Below are 15980 nucleotides of genomic sequence, written 5' to 3'. Positions count from 1 at the left end.
CTCAGAACTCCAGCGCGGGAACATCGAGCCAGCGGCGCTCAGCCCAGGATTTCAGTCCGAGTTCTGCAAGCTGGACGCCCTTGGCACCGGCTTCCAGGCCGTAGGGCCAGGGAGCATCTTCGACGACGTGGCGGATGAACATTTCCCACTGCGCCTTGAAGCCGTTGTCGAAGGCTTGCGTATCCGGAACCTCGTCCCAGGTCTTGTAGAAGTCGATGGTCTGGGGCTGGTCAGGGTTCCAGACCGGCTTTGGCGTATTGACGCGGTGCTGGCTCCAGCATTTCGTCAGGCCGGCGACGGCAGAGCCATGCGTGCCGTCAACCTGGAAGGTGACGAGGTCATCGCGGCGCACGCGCACCGCCCAGGAGGAATTGATCTGCGCGATCGCGCCGCCTTCGAGTTCGAAGGTCGCATAGGCCGCATCGTCGGTGTCGCAATCATAGGACTTGCCCTGCTCGTCGATGCGCCGGCCAATATGGGTGGCGCCGAGGCAGGAAACGGCCTTGACCTCTCCGAACAGATTGTCGAGTACGTAGCGCCAGTGGCAGAGCATGTCGAGGATGATGCCGCCGCCATCGGCCTTGCGGTAGTTCCAGGAGGGGCGCTGGGCGGGCACGCCCCAATCGCCTTCGAAGACCCAGTAGCCGAATTCGCCGCGCACCGAGAGGATCTTGCCGAAGAAACCAGAATCTTTCAGCAGCGCCAGCTTGCGCAGGCCGGGCAGGAAGAGCTTGTCCTGCACGACTCCGTGCTTGAGGCCGGAGCGCCGCGCCTTGCGGGCCAGATCGATCGCCACCTGCAGATCGTCGGAAATCGGCTTTTCGCAATAGACGTGCTTGCCGGCATCGAGCGCCTTGGACAGCAGCTCGGCGCGCATCAGCGTCGTGCCGGCGTCGAAGAAGATCGTGTCGTCGGGATTGGCGAGAGCGGCATCGAGATCGGTAGACCAGCGCTTTATGTTGTGCTTCTTCGCCAGCTCTTCCATCTTGGCGCCGTTGCGGCCGACAATGATCGGGTCGATCTCCAGTTTCTCGCCGGATTTCAGCGTGATGCCGCCCTGGTCGCGGAAGGCCAGAATCGAGCGCACCAAGTGCTGGTTGTAACCCATGCGGCCGGTGACGCCGTGCAAGATGATCCCCAAGCGTGCCATTTTTTCCTCCCTGCGATCCTTTGCGGCGGGAGCGGGCGTCGTGGCCCGGCCCTCCCAAGCCGGTAACTAAACAGTTACTTGATGACAGAAGAGCAGCGAGCCTGTCAAGAGTCAAATCCTGCTTTCGGGATCAGAGCCTTTTCGGGTTAGATTGCAGCATTCTGTTGGCTCAAACGGAGTCGAATGGTCGACCGGCCGGCGCGCATCGTAGCCCAGCTCTACGGCCAAGCCGGCCGGTCGATCAGGCGGCCCGTTTCAGCCAACCCGAAGGGCCGGGCATATTTCCGCCAGGATCAAAGGCGATCGGCTCGGACGTACCTTGGGGTATGCCCATCGCCGATCGCCTTTGCCCTGACGAAAACCTGCTCCGGCAGAATGCTGTAATCTAACCCGGAAAGGCTCTAACGCTTGATCGAGGCGAGCGTGACATGGACGATATGCCGTTCCCAGGCATTGAGATGGATCGGCTCGATGAGGTCGCGGCCGAAGATCGTCGAGAGCGTGTACTGGTTGGAGAGGTAGAAATACCCAAGCGAGGCGATCGTCAGGTAGACATGGAGCGGATCGGCGGTCTCGATGAAGACGCCCTGCTTCTTTCCCTGCTCTAGCACTTGGGAAAGCTCGCCGATCAGATGCGAATGCAGCTCCTTGAGCCGGACGGACTGGCGAAGCCACCGGGCGCGGTGCAGGTTTTCCGTACCAAGCAGGCTCAGGAATTCAGGGTGCTGGAGGAAGTAACGCCAGGTGAAGAGCGCGAGTTCGCCGATGCCTTCCTCGGGGCTGCGATCGCCGATATGCAGCGCGCGCTCGGCGGTGCGAATGCCGACATAGGCTTCTTCGAGCACCCTGAGGTAAAGCTGCTCCTTGTCGCCGAAATAATGGTAGAGCATGCGCTTGTTGGTGCCGGCCCGCTCGGCGATGGCATCGACGCGGGCGCCGCCCATGCCGTTTTCGGCAAATTCCCGGGTGGCCGCTTCCAGGATCGCGGCGCGTGTCCGCTCCGGATCGCGTTGGCTCGTCCGCTCTGCAGATGGACGTCGAGACCTCTTCTTCCCCGCATTATCCCCGCCGTCGTTCATCGCTCCACCTCCCTCTCAAATGTTGCGCTCATAAGCCTTCGGTGCGAAATTGTAAAAACCGAATTTGAAAGGCGGCCCGCGAGCCGACCGCTTGACACGCTTGCCGCTTTGCTCGTAGCTTGTAACTAATTGGTTATTTGCGCAAGCGTAACTGATACGGAAGCGTGTGGAGGCGCTTCCCTTTGGAGGAGGAAAAAATGGATCTACGTGTAAATAGACGTAATTTCGTTGCGGGAGGGGCAGCACTTCTGTCGCTCTCCGCGCTGGGAAGCAGCGCGCTGGCAGAGGAAACGCGCCTGCGTCTCCTGTGGTGGGGCTCTCAGCCGCGCGCCGATCGCACCAACAAGGTGTCGGAGCTTTACAAGGCGAAGAACGCCGGCACCACCATCACCGGTGAGTTTCTCGGATGGGCCGATTACTGGCCGCGACTGGCGACCCAGGTCGCCGGCCGCAATGCCCCCGACATTATCCAGATGGACTACCGCTATATCGTCGAATATGCCCGGCGTGGCGCGCTTGCGCCGCTCGAATCCTACATGCCGTCGAAGCTGCAGCTCGATGATTTCGATCCGGCGCAGATCGAAGGCGGCAAGGTCGATGGCCATTTCTACGGCGTCAGCCTCGGTGCCAATTCAGCCACCACCGTGTTGAACACTGTCGCCTTCAAGGAAGCCGGCATCGACATGCCGACGCAGAAGACGACCTGGGAGGAGTTCGGCAAGATCGGTGCCGAGATGACCAAGGCCGGCAAGCGCAAGGGTTATTTCGGCTTTGCCGATGGCAGCGGTGCCGAACCGCTCTTTGAGAACTACCTCCGCCAGCGTGGCAAGGCGCTCTACACGGCGGATTCGAAGATCGCCTTCGGTCCCGAGGAAGCTGCCGAATGGTTCGATATGTGGGCGAAGTTCCGCGAAGCCGGAGCTTGCGTCACCCCTGATATCCAGGCGCTTTACAAGGATTCGATCGATACCAGCCCGCTTACCGTCGGCAAGGCTGCCTGCGACTATGCGCACAGCAACCAGTTCGTTGGCTTTCAGGCTATGGTCAAGGACAAGCTGGCGTTGACCAACTACATGCGCATCAAGCCGGACTCGAAGGGCGGCCATTACCGCAAGCCGTCGATGTTCTTCTCCGTCTCCGCGCAGTCGAAGGTGATGGATCAGGCGGTCGACTACATCAACTTCTTCGTCAAGAATCCTGATGCCGCATTGGCGCTCGATGTCGAGCGCGGCATTCCGGAATCGAAGGCGATGCGCGATGTCGTCGCCACCAAGCTCGACGAAACCGGCAAGGTTCCGCTCGATTATGTCAGCGGTCTCGGCGATCTCGCCGGCCCGCTGCCGCCCCCGCCGCCGACGGGTGCCGGCGAAGGCCAGGTGGTTCTCCGTACGATCTCCGAGCAGGTGGCCTTCGGTCAGCTGACTCCGGCCGATGCCGGCAAGCAGCTTGTCGATGAAATCACGCGACTCCTCGCGCGGGGCTGATCAATGAGCAATGCGATGCGCACGCCCGCAGGGGCCATATCAGTGGAAAGATATCAGGGGGCCGTGGCCGAAGGACGCTTCCGGCGCCTCTGGAACGCCAATGCTCCCGGCTATCTCTTCCTTCTGCCATGGCTCATCGGCTTTTTCGGGTTGACCCTCGGGCCGGCCCTGATTTCGCTCTACCTATCCTTCACCGACTTCGACATGCTACGGTCGCCGGGATGGGTGGGAGCTGCGAACTACGTGCGCATCGCCACTGCGGATCCGAAATTCTCGGCCGCCATGCGCGTCACGCTTACCTATGTCGTCTTGTCGGTGCCGTTCAAATTGACCTTCGCCTTGCTGGTTGCCATGGCGCTGAACCGTGGCGTGCGGGGCCTGCCGATCTACCGGGCGATCTTCTATCTGCCATCGCTGCTCGGCGGCAGCGTGGCGATCGCCGTACTATGGCGCCAGCTTTTTGCCAGCGACGGCCTTATCAATGCGGCCCTCGCAACGGTCGGCATCGAGGGGCCGAGCTGGATCTCGCATCCGAGCTATTCGATCTATACGCTGGTGGCGCTGTCCGTCTGGCAATTCGGTTCGCCGATGATCATCTTCCTCGCCGGCCTGCGCCAGATTCCGCAAGACATGTATGAAGCGGCAAGCCTCGACGGTGCATCGAAATTCCGCCAGTTCTACAAGATCACGCTGCCGCTGCTGACGCCCGTCATCTTCTTCAATGCCGTGGTCCAGACGATCGATGCCTTCAAGGCCTTCACGCCGGCCTTCATCATATCAGGCGGCACCGGCGGGCCGATCAATTCGACGCTGTTCTACACCCTCTATCTCTACCAGGAGGCCTTCGGCAATTTCCGCATGGGCTATGCCTCGGCGCTCGCCTGGATCCTGGTGCTGATCATCGCCGTCTTCACCGCCTTCTCCTTCCTGACCTCGCGTTACTGGGTGCACTACGATGACTGAGATGATGACCGTCACCGCCCCGAAGCCGCCGAGCGACATCAACAAACGCAGCCTTCCCGGCTCGATCATCCTGCATGCCATGCTGATCATCGCATCGATCGCCATGGTCTATCCGCTGCTGTGGATGGTCTCGGCCTCCGTCCGACCGCAAGACGAAATCTTCTCTTCCACCTCGCTCATCCCGTCATCGGTGGATTTCTCCTCCTATGTGCGTGGCTGGTTCGGCCTCGATATCAGCTTCGGCCGCTTCTTCTGGAATTCGCTTGTTATCTCGGTACTGACCGTGACCGGCAACGTCGTCGCCTGTTCGCTTGCCGCCTACGCTTTCGCGCGGCTGCGTTTTGCCGGCCGCAATTTCTGGTTCGCGATCATGCTCGGCACGCTGATGATCCCCTATCACGTGACGCTGATCCCGCAATATGTACTCTTCCTCAACCTCGGCTGGGTGAATACCATCCTGCCGCTCGTCGTACCGAAGTTCCTGGCAAGCGATGCCTTCTTCATCTTCCTGATGGTGCAGTTCTTCCGCGGCATCCCGCGTGAGCTGGACGAGGCGGCGATGATGGATGGCTGCAGCGCCTTCCGCATCTACTGGAAGATCATGCTGCCGCTGTCGTTGCCGGTGCTGGCGACGGCTGCGATCTTCTCCTTCATCTGGACCTGGGACGATTTCTTCGGGCCGCTGATCTACCTCAACGACATGAACACCTACACGATCCAGCTAGGCCTGCGCACCTTCGTCGACTCGACGAGCGCCTCGGACTGGAGCGGCCTCTTCGCCATGTCGACCCTCACGCTGGTGCCGGTGTTCTTCTTCTTCCTGTTCTTCCAGCGCCTGCTGATCGAGGGCATCGCCACGACGGGTATGAAACGTTGATGGCGGCAACGGGAAAGAGTGACATGAGCATCAAGACGGTCGCGATCGTCGGCTGCGGCATCGGCCGCTCCCACATCGTCGAGGGCTACCTGCCGCATTCCGACAAGTTCAAGGTCGTGGCGATCTGCGACCTCGACGAACAACGCCTGGCGGAGGTCGGAGACGAGTTCGGCATCGAGCGCCGCACCACCTCCTTCGCGGAGCTGCTTGCCGACGATACGATCGACATCATCGATATCTGTACCCCGCCCAGCATTCATCTGGAGCAGGTGGTCGCGGCGCTGGCCGCCGGCAAGCATGTCGTCTGCGAAAAGCCGCTGACGGGCTCGCTGGCCGGGGTCGATACGATCATGGAAGCGGAAAAGACCGCCAAAGGCGTGCTGATGCCGATCTTCCAGTACCGCTACGGCGACGGCATTCAGAAGGCCAAGCGGATCATCGATGCCGGCATTGCCGGCAAAGCTTATACGGCCTCGGTCGAAACCTTCTGGCTGCGCAAACCCGAATATTACGCCGTGCCCTGGCGCGGCAAATGGGCGACGGAGCTCGGCGGCGTGCTCGTCACGCATGCACTGCATCTGCACGACATGCTGATGCATCTGATGGGCCCGGCCACGAGGGTCTTCGGCCGCGTCGCAACCCGCGTCAACGATATCGAGGTCGAGGATTGCGCCTCCGCCAGCCTGCTGATGGAAAGCGGGGCCTTCGTCTCGCTCTCCTGCACGCTGGGTTCGCAAGAGCAGATCAGCCGGCTGAGGCTGCACTTCGAGAACGTGACCTTCGAAAGCACGCACGAGCCCTATACGCCCGGCAAGGATCCCTGGAAGATCATCGCGGCCAATGACGATGTGCAGGAAAAGATCGACCGGGTGGTCGGCGACTGGCAGCCGGTTGCGCCGCGTTTCACCACCCAGATGGGCCAGTTCCACGCCTTCCTCAGTGGTCACGGGCCGCTGCCGGTGACATCAACGGATGCGCGTCGCGCGCTGGAACTCGTCACCGCCATTTACCAGTCTTCCGACAGCGGCGCCGAAGTGCCGCTGCCGGTCGGTCCCGACAGTCCGAAATACGCCGATTGGCGTGCAAGAACGAAGTAACCGGCAAAAGAGAGGGTTTTGAGAAGATGGCAACCAGTGTCGTTCTTCAGAAGGTCGAGAAGCGCTACGGCGCGATGGATGTGATCCATGGCATCGACCTGACGATCGATCCCGGCGAATTCGTCGTTTTCGTTGGCCCCTCGGGCTGCGGAAAATCGACGCTTCTGCGGATGATCGCCGGCCTCGAGGAAATCTCCGGCGGCGCGCTGCTGCTCGACAGCGAGCGCATGAACGAGGTGGCGCCCGCCAAGCGCGGCATCGCCATGGTCTTCCAGTCCTATGCGCTCTATCCCCACATGTCCGTTTACAAGAACCTCGCCTTCGGCCTGGAGACGGCGGGTTACAAGAAGGCCGACATCCAGCCGAAGGTGAAGCGCGCCGCCGAGATCCTGCAGATCGAAAAGCTGCTGGAGCGCAAGCCGAAGGCGCTCTCCGGCGGCCAGCGCCAGCGCGTCGCGATCGGTCGGGCCATCGTACGCGAGCCGCGCATCTTCCTGTTCGACGAACCGCTGTCCAACCTCGATGCCGAACTGCGTGTGCAGATGCGCGTCGAGATCTCCCGCCTGCACCGGCAGCTCGGCAACACCATGATCTATGTCACCCACGACCAGGTCGAAGCCATGACGATGGCCGACAAGATCGTGGTGCTGAATTCCGGCCGCATCGAGCAGGTCGGCGCCCCGCTTGATCTCTACAACAACCCGGCCAACCGCTTCGTCGCCGGCTTCATCGGCAGCCCGAAGATGAATTTCCTGAAGGCGCGCATCGAGCAGGTCGGCGAGGCGGAAACCAGCATCCATGTCTGCGGCAATTCCGTCCGCCTGCCGCGCCGGCTGAACGGCGAGGCCGGCCAGGAGGTCACTTTCGGCATCCGCCCCGAGCATCTTTCGCTTGCCGGGGGCGCCATCGCGCTCTCGACCGTCAACGTCGATCTCGTCGAAAATCTCGGCGGCGCCACCATGCTCTACACCACGACGCCGGACAGCCAGCTTCTGACCGTTGCGCTCGACGGCCAGCAGAAGGTGGAGCGCGGCACCAATGTGAAGACCTTCTTCGATCCGGCTCGCTGCCACGTCTTCGATGCCGCCGGCAAGACGATCTAAGCGCTGCTTGACATCAGATCCTCCTCTGCCCCATCCTTTCGCAAGGGGCTGAAGGGGAACAAGCATGACGCCTGAAGATAGGATTCATGCGCTTGGCATCTGGCAGGGCCCGATCGAAATTACGCCGATAGCAGGCGGCATCACCAACAGGAACTATCTGGTCAGCGATGCCGTCGCGCGCTGCGTGGTCAGGCTCGGCACCGATATTCCCATTCATCACATCAACCGGCAGAACGAGCTTGCCGCCAGCCTTGCGGCGCATGCCGCCGGCATATCGCCTGCCGTCATCCATCATTCGCCTGGTGTGCTGGTGCTCGAATATGTCGAGGCGAGGGCACTGTCGCCGGAAGATATCAGGGCACCTGAGATGCTGGCCCGAGTCGTTCCGCTCGTCCGCGCCTGCCATCATGACATCGCCCGGCATTTCCGCGGTCAGGCGATGATCTTCTGGGTCTTCCACGTCATCCGCGATTACGCCGCCAGCCTGGGGGCGTCAGGCAGTCCCTACCTTCCCTTGTTGCCGGGTCTGATCGGCAGGGGCGAGACGCTGGAGGAAGCCGCAGGGCCTTTCGAGATCGCCTTTGGCCACAATGATCTGCTGGCCGCCAACTTTCTCGATGACGGCAACCGGCTCTGGTTGATCGACTGGGACTACGCCGGCTTCAACACGCCGCTTTTCGATCTCGGCGGATTGGCTTCCAACAACGAACTTCCAGAAGCGGCAGAGCGCACCATGCTGGAGATCTATTTCGACCGGCCGCTGACATCAGATCTCCGCAGGCGCTACGGCGCGATGAAATGCGCCTCGCTGCTGCGTGAGACGCTCTGGAGCATGATTTCGGAAATCCATTCCACCATCGATTTCGATTACGCCGCCTATACAGCCGAAAATCTCGCGCGCTTCGAACGCGCCTATCAAGCCTTTGAGCAGGACCAATAAATGACGAAGGAATTACCGAAGACGGCAAAAGCCGTGGTCATCGGCGGCGGCATCATCGGCTGCTCGACAGCCTATCATCTCGGCAAGCTCGGCTGGACCGACACCGTCCTGCTCGAACGCAAGAAGCTGACATCGGGCACCACCTTCCATGCCGCAGGCCTCGTCGGCCAGCTGCGCACCAGCGCCAACATCACCCAGCTGCTCGGCTATTCCGTCGATCTCTACAAGCGGCTGGAAGAGGAGACGGGCCTCGGCACCGGCTGGAAGATGAATGGCGGCCTGCGCCTTGCCTGCAACGAGGAGCGCTGGACGGAGGTCAGGCGTCAGGCGACCACGGCCCAGTCCTTCGGCCTCGAAATGCAGTTGCTGACGCCGCAGGAAGCCTTCGATCTCTGGCCGCTGATGACGATCGACGATCTCGTCGGCGCCGCCTTCCTTCCCACAGACGGCCAGGCCAATCCTTCCGATATCACCCAGGCGCTGGCGAAAGGCGCCCGCATGTCCGGAGTTTCGATCTTCGAGGATACCGAAGTTCTCGACCTCGAAATCGACAAGGGAAGGATTCGCGCCGTCGTCACGGCGCAAGGTCGTATCGAATGCGAGCGCGTCGTCGTCTGCGCCGGCCAATGGACGCGCGCCTTCGCCGCCCGCTTCGGCGTCAACGTACCGCTGGTCTCGGTCGAGCACCAATATATCATCACCGAATCCTTCGGCGTGCCCTCCAACCTGCCGACGCTGCGCGATCCCGACCGCCTGACCTATTACAAGGAAGAGGTCGGCGGCATTGTCATGGGCGGCTACGAGCCGAACCCCATTCCCTGGGCGGAAAAAGGAATCCCCGACGGTTTCCACTACACGCTGCTGGACAGCAATTTCGACCATTTCGAACAGATCATGGAGCAGGCGCTTGGCCGCGTTCCGGCGTTGGAAAATGTCGGCGTCAAGCAGCTGTTGAACGGTCCGGAAAGCTTCACGCCCGACGGCAATTTCATTCTCGGCGAGGCGCCGGAGCTGAGGAATTTCTTCGTCGGCGCCGGTTTCAACGCCTTCGGCATTGCCTCGGCCGGCGGCGCCGGCATGGCGCTTGCCGAATGGGTGGCGAAGGGCGAACCGCCATATGACCTCTGGCCGGTCGATATTCGCCGTTTCGGCCGTCCGCATTTCGATACCGACTGGGTGCGCACACGCACGCTCGAAGCTTATGGCAAGCATTACACCATGGCCTGGCCTTTCGAGGAGCATTCGAGCGGCCGTCCTTGCCGCAAGTCGCCGCTCTATGACAGGCTGAAGGCGCAGGGGGCCTGCTTCGGCGAAAAGCTCGGCTGGGAACGGCCGAACTGGTTTGCCGATCTCTTCGCCAATGAGGAGCCGAAGGATATTTACAGTTATGGCCGTCAGAATTGGTTCGACGCCGTCGGCCGAGAACACAAAGCGGTGCGCGAGGCGGCCGTCATCTTCGACCAGACCTCCTTTGCCAAATTCGTGTTGAAGGGCAGGGACGCCGAGGCGACTCTTTCCTGGATTGCTTCCAACGATGTCGCAAGGCTTGTGGGATCGCTCGTCTATACCCAGATGCTGAACGACAAGGGCGGTATCGAATGCGATGTGACCGTCGCCCGCGTCGCCGAGGACGAATATTACATCGTCACCGGCACCGGTTTTGCCACCCATGATTTCAACTGGATCGCACGCAATATACCGGCGGCGATGCATGCCGAACTGGTCGACGTCACGTCAGCTTATTCCGTGCTGTCGCTGATGGGGCCGAATTCCCGCGCCGTGCTGGAAAAGGTGACCGGCAGCGATGTCTCGAATGCAGCCTTCCCCTTCGGCCAGGCCAGAACCATCGGCATTTCAGGTTGCCCGGTGCGGGCGCTGCGCATCACCTATGTCGGCGAACTCGGCTACGAACTCCATATTCCCATTGAATATGCAACGACCGTCTATGATGTGCTGATGGCGGCTGGCGGCGAACTCGGCCTCGTCAATGCCGGCTACCGCGCCATCGAGAGTTGCCGCCTGGAAAAGGGCTATCGCGCCTGGGGCTCCGATATCGGCCCGGATCATACGCCAATCGAGGCCGGTCTCGGCTGGGCGGTGAAGATGCGAAAAAATATTCCCTTCCGCGGCCGTGAGGCGATCGAGGGGCAGCTTTCGGGCGGCGTGAAGAAACGCCTTGCCTGCTTTGTCCCCGAGGACGCCGACACCGTACTGCTCGGCCGCGAAACGATCTATCGCAACGGCAAGCGCGTCGGCTGGCTTTCGAGCGGCGGCTTCGGCTACACGCTGGGCAAGCCGATCGGTTACGGCTACGTCCGCAATTCCGATGGCGTGACGGAGGACTTCGTTCTCTCCGGCACGTATGAGCTCGATGTCGCGCGGGAACGCATTCCCTGCAAGGTGTCGCTGGCGCCGCTTTACGATCCCGACATGGCGCGGGTGAAGGCGTAGTGGCTGCCGTCTAGAACAGCGGCAGCCGGTCGTCCTGAATCAAGATCTCCAGCTTGTCCGAGACATCCTGCGTCCAGGCCCGATGTCCGGTCAAGGCCGTCGGGAAAAGGCCGGGAAGAGTGAAAAGGGCCGCTGAGATCGCCGGACCGGTACGGGGAACATCGGCGATAAGGGCGGCGATTTCGGCGGCGCGGGGATCGCGCAGCTCGTAGTGCTCGCCATTGCCGCGCTCGCCGATCGCATATCGCATCCAAGCCGCGACGGCGATTGCATAGGTCTCCGCCCTGTCGCCATGCGCCAGAGCCTCGCATGCCGGCTCCAGCAGCCGCTGAGGCAGCTTCTGCGTGCCGTCCATGGCGATCTGATAGGTGCGGTGCGCGATCGCCTTGTTTGCAAAGCGTGCTATCAATTCACTGGCATAGTCGTCGAGATTAATGCCGGGCACGGCGTCCAGCGTTCGCGCCGCCGCATGCATATGGCGATAGGCAAGGGCTGCCAAGCCGGCATCGTCCATCACGTCGCGGATAAATTCATAGCCGCCGATATAACCGAGATAGGCAAGCAGCGAATGGGCGCCATTCAGCATCCGCAGCTTCATCTTCTCGTAGGCCGAGACTTCCTCGACCATCAGCGCGCCGTGTATCTTTTCCCAAGCCGGCCGGCCATTGACGAAATGGTCTTCGATGACCCATTGCGTAAAGGGTTCCGTCTCGATCGCCGCCATATCCGTGCGGCCCGTCAGCCGCTCGGCATCGGCATAGGTTGCATCGGTGCTGGCGGGCGTGATGCGGTCGACCATCGTGGACGGGAAGGGCACGTTCGTTTCGATCCAGCGATGCAGCTCGGGATCGATACGGGAGGTGAATTCCAGCACGAGGCGCTTCAGCACCGCGCCGTTGCTCGGCAGGTTGTCGCAGCTCAGCGGCGTGAAGGGCAGGATGCCCTTCTGCCGGCGGCGCGCAAGGCCTTCGACGAGATAGCCGATGACGCCGCGCGGCGCGTGCCGGTTGGCAAGGTCGGCGACAATATCGGGGTGCTTCAGGTCGAGGCCGCCTGTTGCGGGATCGAAACCATAGGCCTTTTCGGTCACCGTCATGCTGACGATGCGGATATCGGGGTCTTCGAGCCGCGCCAGCAGGCCGGCCGGATCGCGCGTCGCCACATGCGCCCGCAGAACGGGGCCGATCACCTGCGCCGTCGTGCCTGAGGTATCGCGGATCAGCATCGTGTAGAGGCCGTTCTGCTCGTTGAGGTGATCGGCGACATCGGCGGTGCGCAGGCTTGCCACCTCGATGCCCCAGTCTCCACCGCCAACGGCAAGCGCTGCATCGGTGAAGGGCGCAAAGTGGGCGCGGAAAAATGCGCCCGGCCCGAGATGCAGGATGCCGCTTTTCAGCCGGCTGCGGTCATAGGCGGGAAGCTTCGCCGTCGGGGCGAGGCCGGTAAGGGTTTGCAGTCGTTCCGTCACAGCTTGTAGGCCTTCTTCGCATTGCCATAGGAGAGCTCGCCCGCCACGATCTCGGCTTCCCGCTTGGAAATCCGGTGCTCGGTGGCGAGCTGAGCGAGGAAACGGCAGATTTCGCGCCGCCAGACGTCATGCCGCGCCGGGATCGAGAGCAGCGCGCGCGTATCGTCGTTGAAACCAGCCATATTGGCGAAACCTGCCGTCTCCACCACCTGGTCGAGATAGCGGCGGATACCGAGCGGGCTGTCGTGGAACCACCAGGGCGGGCCTATCATCAGGCAGGGCCAGTGACCGACCATCGGCGCCATCTCGCGCGCATAGGTCGTCTCGTCGAGAGTGAAGAGCAGCACGCGCAGGCCCGGCGCATGACCGTATTTGGAAAGCAGCGCATTCAGGCCGCCGACCCAATCCGTCGATGTCGGGATATCGGCGCCCATATTGGCGCCGCGGGTCGCAAAGAGTGCGCGGTCGGTGTTGCGTCTCGAGCCGGCATGGATCTGCATCACCATGCCGTCTTCAGCCGAAAGCCCGGCCATTTCGGTCATCATCTGGCCGCGGAAGAGTTCGGTCTCGCCAAGGGAAAGCGGACCCTTCAGCGCCTTGTCGAGGAGCGCCTGCTTTTCGATGGAGGGCAGATCGGCGGTGAAGGCGGTCGGCACGCCGTGATCGGTCGCAGTCGCGCCGAACTGGCGGAAATAGGCGCGCCGGCGCCGATGCGCCTCGATCAGGCCGTCCCAGCGCGTCACATCAGTGCCGGTAATCTCTCCGAACTTGAGGAGATTGTCGCGGAAGCCGACCGCGTCGGGATCGGTGACGCTGTCCGGCCGGTAAGTGGTACGCACTTTGCCGATCCAGCCGTCCGCCGCCATCTTCTGGTGGTGCACAAGCGGGTCGAGCGCGCCTTCGGTCGTTGCGATCGTTTCGATGCCGAATCGCTGATGCAGTGCCCGCGGGCGGAATTCGGGAAGGGCGAGCTGGGCATTGATGTGGTCGTAGAGCGCATCGGCATTCGCAGCCGTCAGCGGCTCGGTGCAGCCGAGCACGGCCGACATCGCGTGGTCGACCCAGAGGCTCGAAGGTGTCCCGCGGAAAAGATGGTAATGCGCGGCAAAGGTCCGCCAGATCGCCCGCCCCGTTGCAACAGGCTTGCCGTCGAGCCTGGGCACGCCGAGATCGTCCAATGCGACGCCGACGCTGTGCAGCATGCGGAAGAGATAGTGATCGGGAATGACCAGCAGCGAGGCCGCGTCTTCGAAAGGCTTGTCGTCGGCGAACCAGGACGGTTCGGTATGCCCGTGCGGGCTGACGATCGGAAGATTGCGCACCGTCTCGTAGAGATCCCGCGCGACGCTCCGGGTCGCCGGATCGGCCGGAAAGAGCCGGTCCGGATGAAGAAAGCCGTTCCCAACATCCATCAGTATTCCTCCCTGATCGATAAGGGCCTACCCCACAACATCAGGCACGGCAAGGTCTTTCAGTAACTAAACGGTACAGTTTTGCGATGGCTCTCCCACCATCGAAATCATTGACGAGACGCCCTATTTCCGCTTTGCAGAACCATCTGTTCCGCCGCTTCCGGCAAAGGAGGATCGATGTCCGACGAGACGAACCGAATCACCCGGCTGGAGGAGATGCTGGCCTACCAGGCAAAGACGATCGAGGAGCTTTCCGAACAGCTCGCCGAACAATGGAAGACAGTCGAGCAGATGCGCACCAAGCTCGATCGGCTGACGGAACGTTTCCTGTCGCTCGAGGAGCAGTCTCTGGAAGCGCCGGGTATCACCCGCCCGCCGCATTATTGAAAGCACGCGGCGGAATGCCGCGTGCTTTCCTGTTCATAAGGGGGCGCGTCAGACGCCGCCGATGCAGAGATATTTCATTTCCAGATAGTCGTCGGCGCCATGGCGCGAGCCCTCGCGGCCGAGGCCGGATTGCTTGATGCCGCCGAAAGGCGCCGTCTCGGACGACATCAGGCCGGTATTGATGCCGATCATGCCGTATTCCAGCGCTTCCGCCACCCGCCAGACCTTCTTCAGGTCGCCGGCATAGAAATAGGCGGCAAGACCGAACTCCGTATCATTGGCCTGGGCGATGACGTCCTCGATCGTTTCGAAGCGGAAGAGCGGCGCCACCGGCCCGAAGGTTTCCTCGCGCGCCACCTTCATGCCGCGGGCAACGCCGGTCAGTACCGTCGGCGCGAAGAACGTGCCGGCGCCTTCGATGCGCTTGCCGCCGGTCAGCACTCTGGCGCCTTTGGCAAGCGCATCGCTGACATGGTCCTCCACCTTGGCAAGGCCCTGCTCGTCGATCAGCGGCCCGATCACCACGCCTGCCTTGAAGCCGTCGCCGACCGACATCTCGGCGACCTTCGCGGCAAGCTTTGCGGCAAAAGCGTCATAGACCTTCGACTGGACATAGAGACGGTTGGCGCAGACGCAGGTCTGGCCGGCATTGCGATACTTGGAGGCGATCGCGCCCTCGACGGCAGCGTCGAGATCGGCATCGTCGAAGACGATGAAGGGCGCGTTGCCACCGAGCTCCAGGCTCACCTTCTTGATCTGGTCGGCGCACTGCCGCATCAGGATACGGCCGACCTCGGTCGAGCCGGTGAAACTGATCTTGCGCACCTTTTCGTTGCCGCAGAGCTCGCGGCCGATCGCCGGACCGTCGGTACCGACGACGACGTTGAAGACGCCGGCGGGAATACCGGCCTGCTCGGCGAGCACCGCAAGCGCGATCGCTGTCAGCGGCGTCTGTTCGGCAGGCTTCGACACAACGGTGCAGCCGACGGCAAGTGCAGGCGCGATCTTGCGGGTCATCATCGCCGCCGGGAAATTCCACGGCGTGATCGTCCCGACGACGCCGACCGGCTGCTTGATGACGATCATGCGTTTATCGTCCGAAGGTGCGGGGATCGTCTCGCCATAGATGCGCTTGGCCTCTTCCGCATACCATTCGATATAGGCGGCGGCATACAGGATCTCGCCGCGCGCTTCCGCGAAGGGCTTGCCCATTTCGGCGGTCAGGATCGCCGCGAGCTCGTCGGCATTGGCGACCATCAGGTCGAACCATTTGCGCAGGATGGCGCTCCGCTCCTTGGCCGGGCGGGCGGCCCAGGCCGGCTGCGCGGCATGGGCCGCATCGATCGCCGTCCGCGTGTCAGTGGCGCCCATGTCGGGCAGCGAGGCGAGCAGTTCGCCGGTTGCCGGGTTCAGCACGTCGAAGGTCTTCGTGGCATCGCCTGATGTCCAGGCGCCGTTGATATAGCCGGCGTCGCGCAGGAAAGGCGAGGAGAAGGGAACGTGCTTGGTCAGTGCGGTGGTGAAAGCCATGTCATACTCCTTGGGAGTGCGGCTGCCGTTTACCGGCAG

At 62.1% G+C, this 15980-nt stretch carries 13 protein-coding genes; 8 read left to right on the top strand and 5 right to left on the bottom strand.

Going from position 1 to position 15980, the window contains the following annotated elements; translation table 11 throughout:
- Position 1: 1 nt before the first annotated feature.
- Both EFB14_RS22920 and EFB14_RS22905 read right to left on the bottom strand, forming a co-directional pair.
- A complete protein-coding gene (locus tag EFB14_RS22920) occupies positions 2-1150 on the bottom strand; it encodes a Gfo/Idh/MocA family protein (protein WP_125846752.1) in 1149 nt (382 codons plus the stop codon).
- Between the two features lie 401 nt (positions 1151-1551).
- A complete protein-coding gene (locus EFB14_RS22905; RefSeq protein ID WP_126828994.1) occupies positions 1552-2229 on the bottom strand; it encodes a TetR/AcrR family transcriptional regulator in 678 nt (225 codons plus the stop codon).
- A gap of 197 nt (positions 2230-2426) precedes the next feature.
- On the opposite strand from EFB14_RS22905, the gene EFB14_RS22900 reads away from it, so the two are divergent.
- The 7 genes from EFB14_RS22900 to EFB14_RS22870 all read left to right on the top strand — a co-directional run bounded on the left by EFB14_RS22900 (position 2427) and on the right by EFB14_RS22870 (position 11144).
- The gene (locus EFB14_RS22900; RefSeq protein ID WP_125846750.1) at positions 2427-3713 is read left to right on the top strand and encodes an ABC transporter substrate-binding protein; all 1287 of its coding nucleotides are present in this window, start codon (positions 2427-2429) and stop codon (positions 3711-3713) included.
- Positions 3714-3716: 3 nt separating this feature from the next.
- Entirely contained in the window at positions 3717-4676 is a 960-nt protein-coding gene (locus EFB14_RS22895; protein WP_164737566.1) for a carbohydrate ABC transporter permease, read from the top strand.
- Complete coding sequence (locus EFB14_RS22890; protein ID WP_126828993.1) at positions 4669-5553, top strand: carbohydrate ABC transporter permease; 885 nt, start codon at positions 4669-4671, stop codon at positions 5551-5553. Before EFB14_RS22895 ends, EFB14_RS22890 begins: the two co-directional genes overlap by 8 nt.
- Positions 5553-6650, top strand: a complete 1098-nt coding sequence (locus EFB14_RS22885) for a Gfo/Idh/MocA family protein (RefSeq protein WP_183604900.1) — start codon at positions 5553-5555, stop codon at positions 6648-6650. The genes EFB14_RS22890 and EFB14_RS22885 overlap by 1 nt, the downstream gene beginning before the upstream one ends.
- A gap of 26 nt (positions 6651-6676) precedes the next feature.
- Positions 6677-7753 carry an ABC transporter ATP-binding protein gene (locus EFB14_RS22880; protein ID WP_126828991.1) on the top strand — a complete coding sequence of 359 codons (1077 nt, stop codon included), beginning with the start codon at positions 6677-6679 and terminating at the stop codon, positions 7751-7753.
- Between the two features lie 64 nt (positions 7754-7817).
- On the top strand, positions 7818-8693 hold the full coding sequence (locus tag EFB14_RS22875; protein ID WP_126828990.1) for a choline/ethanolamine kinase family protein: 876 nt from the start codon (positions 7818-7820) through the stop codon (positions 8691-8693).
- Positions 8694-11144, top strand: a complete 2451-nt coding sequence (locus EFB14_RS22870; RefSeq protein WP_126828989.1) for a GcvT family protein — start codon at positions 8694-8696, stop codon at positions 11142-11144. It begins immediately after the preceding gene.
- Between the two features lie 10 nt (positions 11145-11154).
- Here EFB14_RS22870 and EFB14_RS22865 read toward each other — a convergent pair whose 3' ends face one another.
- Both EFB14_RS22865 and uxaC read right to left on the bottom strand, forming a co-directional pair.
- Positions 11155-12612, bottom strand: a complete 1458-nt coding sequence (locus tag EFB14_RS22865; RefSeq protein ID WP_126828988.1) for a mannitol dehydrogenase family protein — start codon at positions 12610-12612, stop codon at positions 11155-11157.
- Positions 12609-14024, bottom strand: coding sequence for a glucuronate isomerase (uxaC, locus tag EFB14_RS22860; protein ID WP_126828987.1), 1416 nt, complete (start codon positions 14022-14024; stop codon positions 12609-12611). The genes EFB14_RS22865 and uxaC overlap by 4 nt, the downstream gene beginning before the upstream one ends.
- 177 nt (positions 14025-14201) lie before the next feature.
- Here uxaC and EFB14_RS22855 point away from each other — a divergent pair, with 177 nt between their 5' ends.
- On the top strand, positions 14202-14411 hold the full coding sequence (locus tag EFB14_RS22855) for a SlyX family protein (RefSeq protein WP_126828986.1): 210 nt from the start codon (positions 14202-14204) through the stop codon (positions 14409-14411).
- Positions 14412-14459: 48 nt separating this feature from the next.
- Here EFB14_RS22855 and EFB14_RS22850 read toward each other — a convergent pair whose 3' ends face one another.
- Entirely contained in the window at positions 14460-15941 is a 1482-nt protein-coding gene (locus tag EFB14_RS22850; protein ID WP_126828985.1) for an NAD-dependent succinate-semialdehyde dehydrogenase, read from the bottom strand.
- Positions 15942-15980: the final 39 nt, after the last annotated feature.

Source organism: Rhizobium fabae (genome assembly GCF_003985135.1).
Lineage (GTDB): Bacteria > Pseudomonadota > Alphaproteobacteria > Rhizobiales > Rhizobiaceae > Rhizobium > Rhizobium pisi.
The sequence above is the reverse complement of the archived record's forward strand: the minus strand, read 5'-3'. Positions and strand labels throughout refer to the sequence as shown.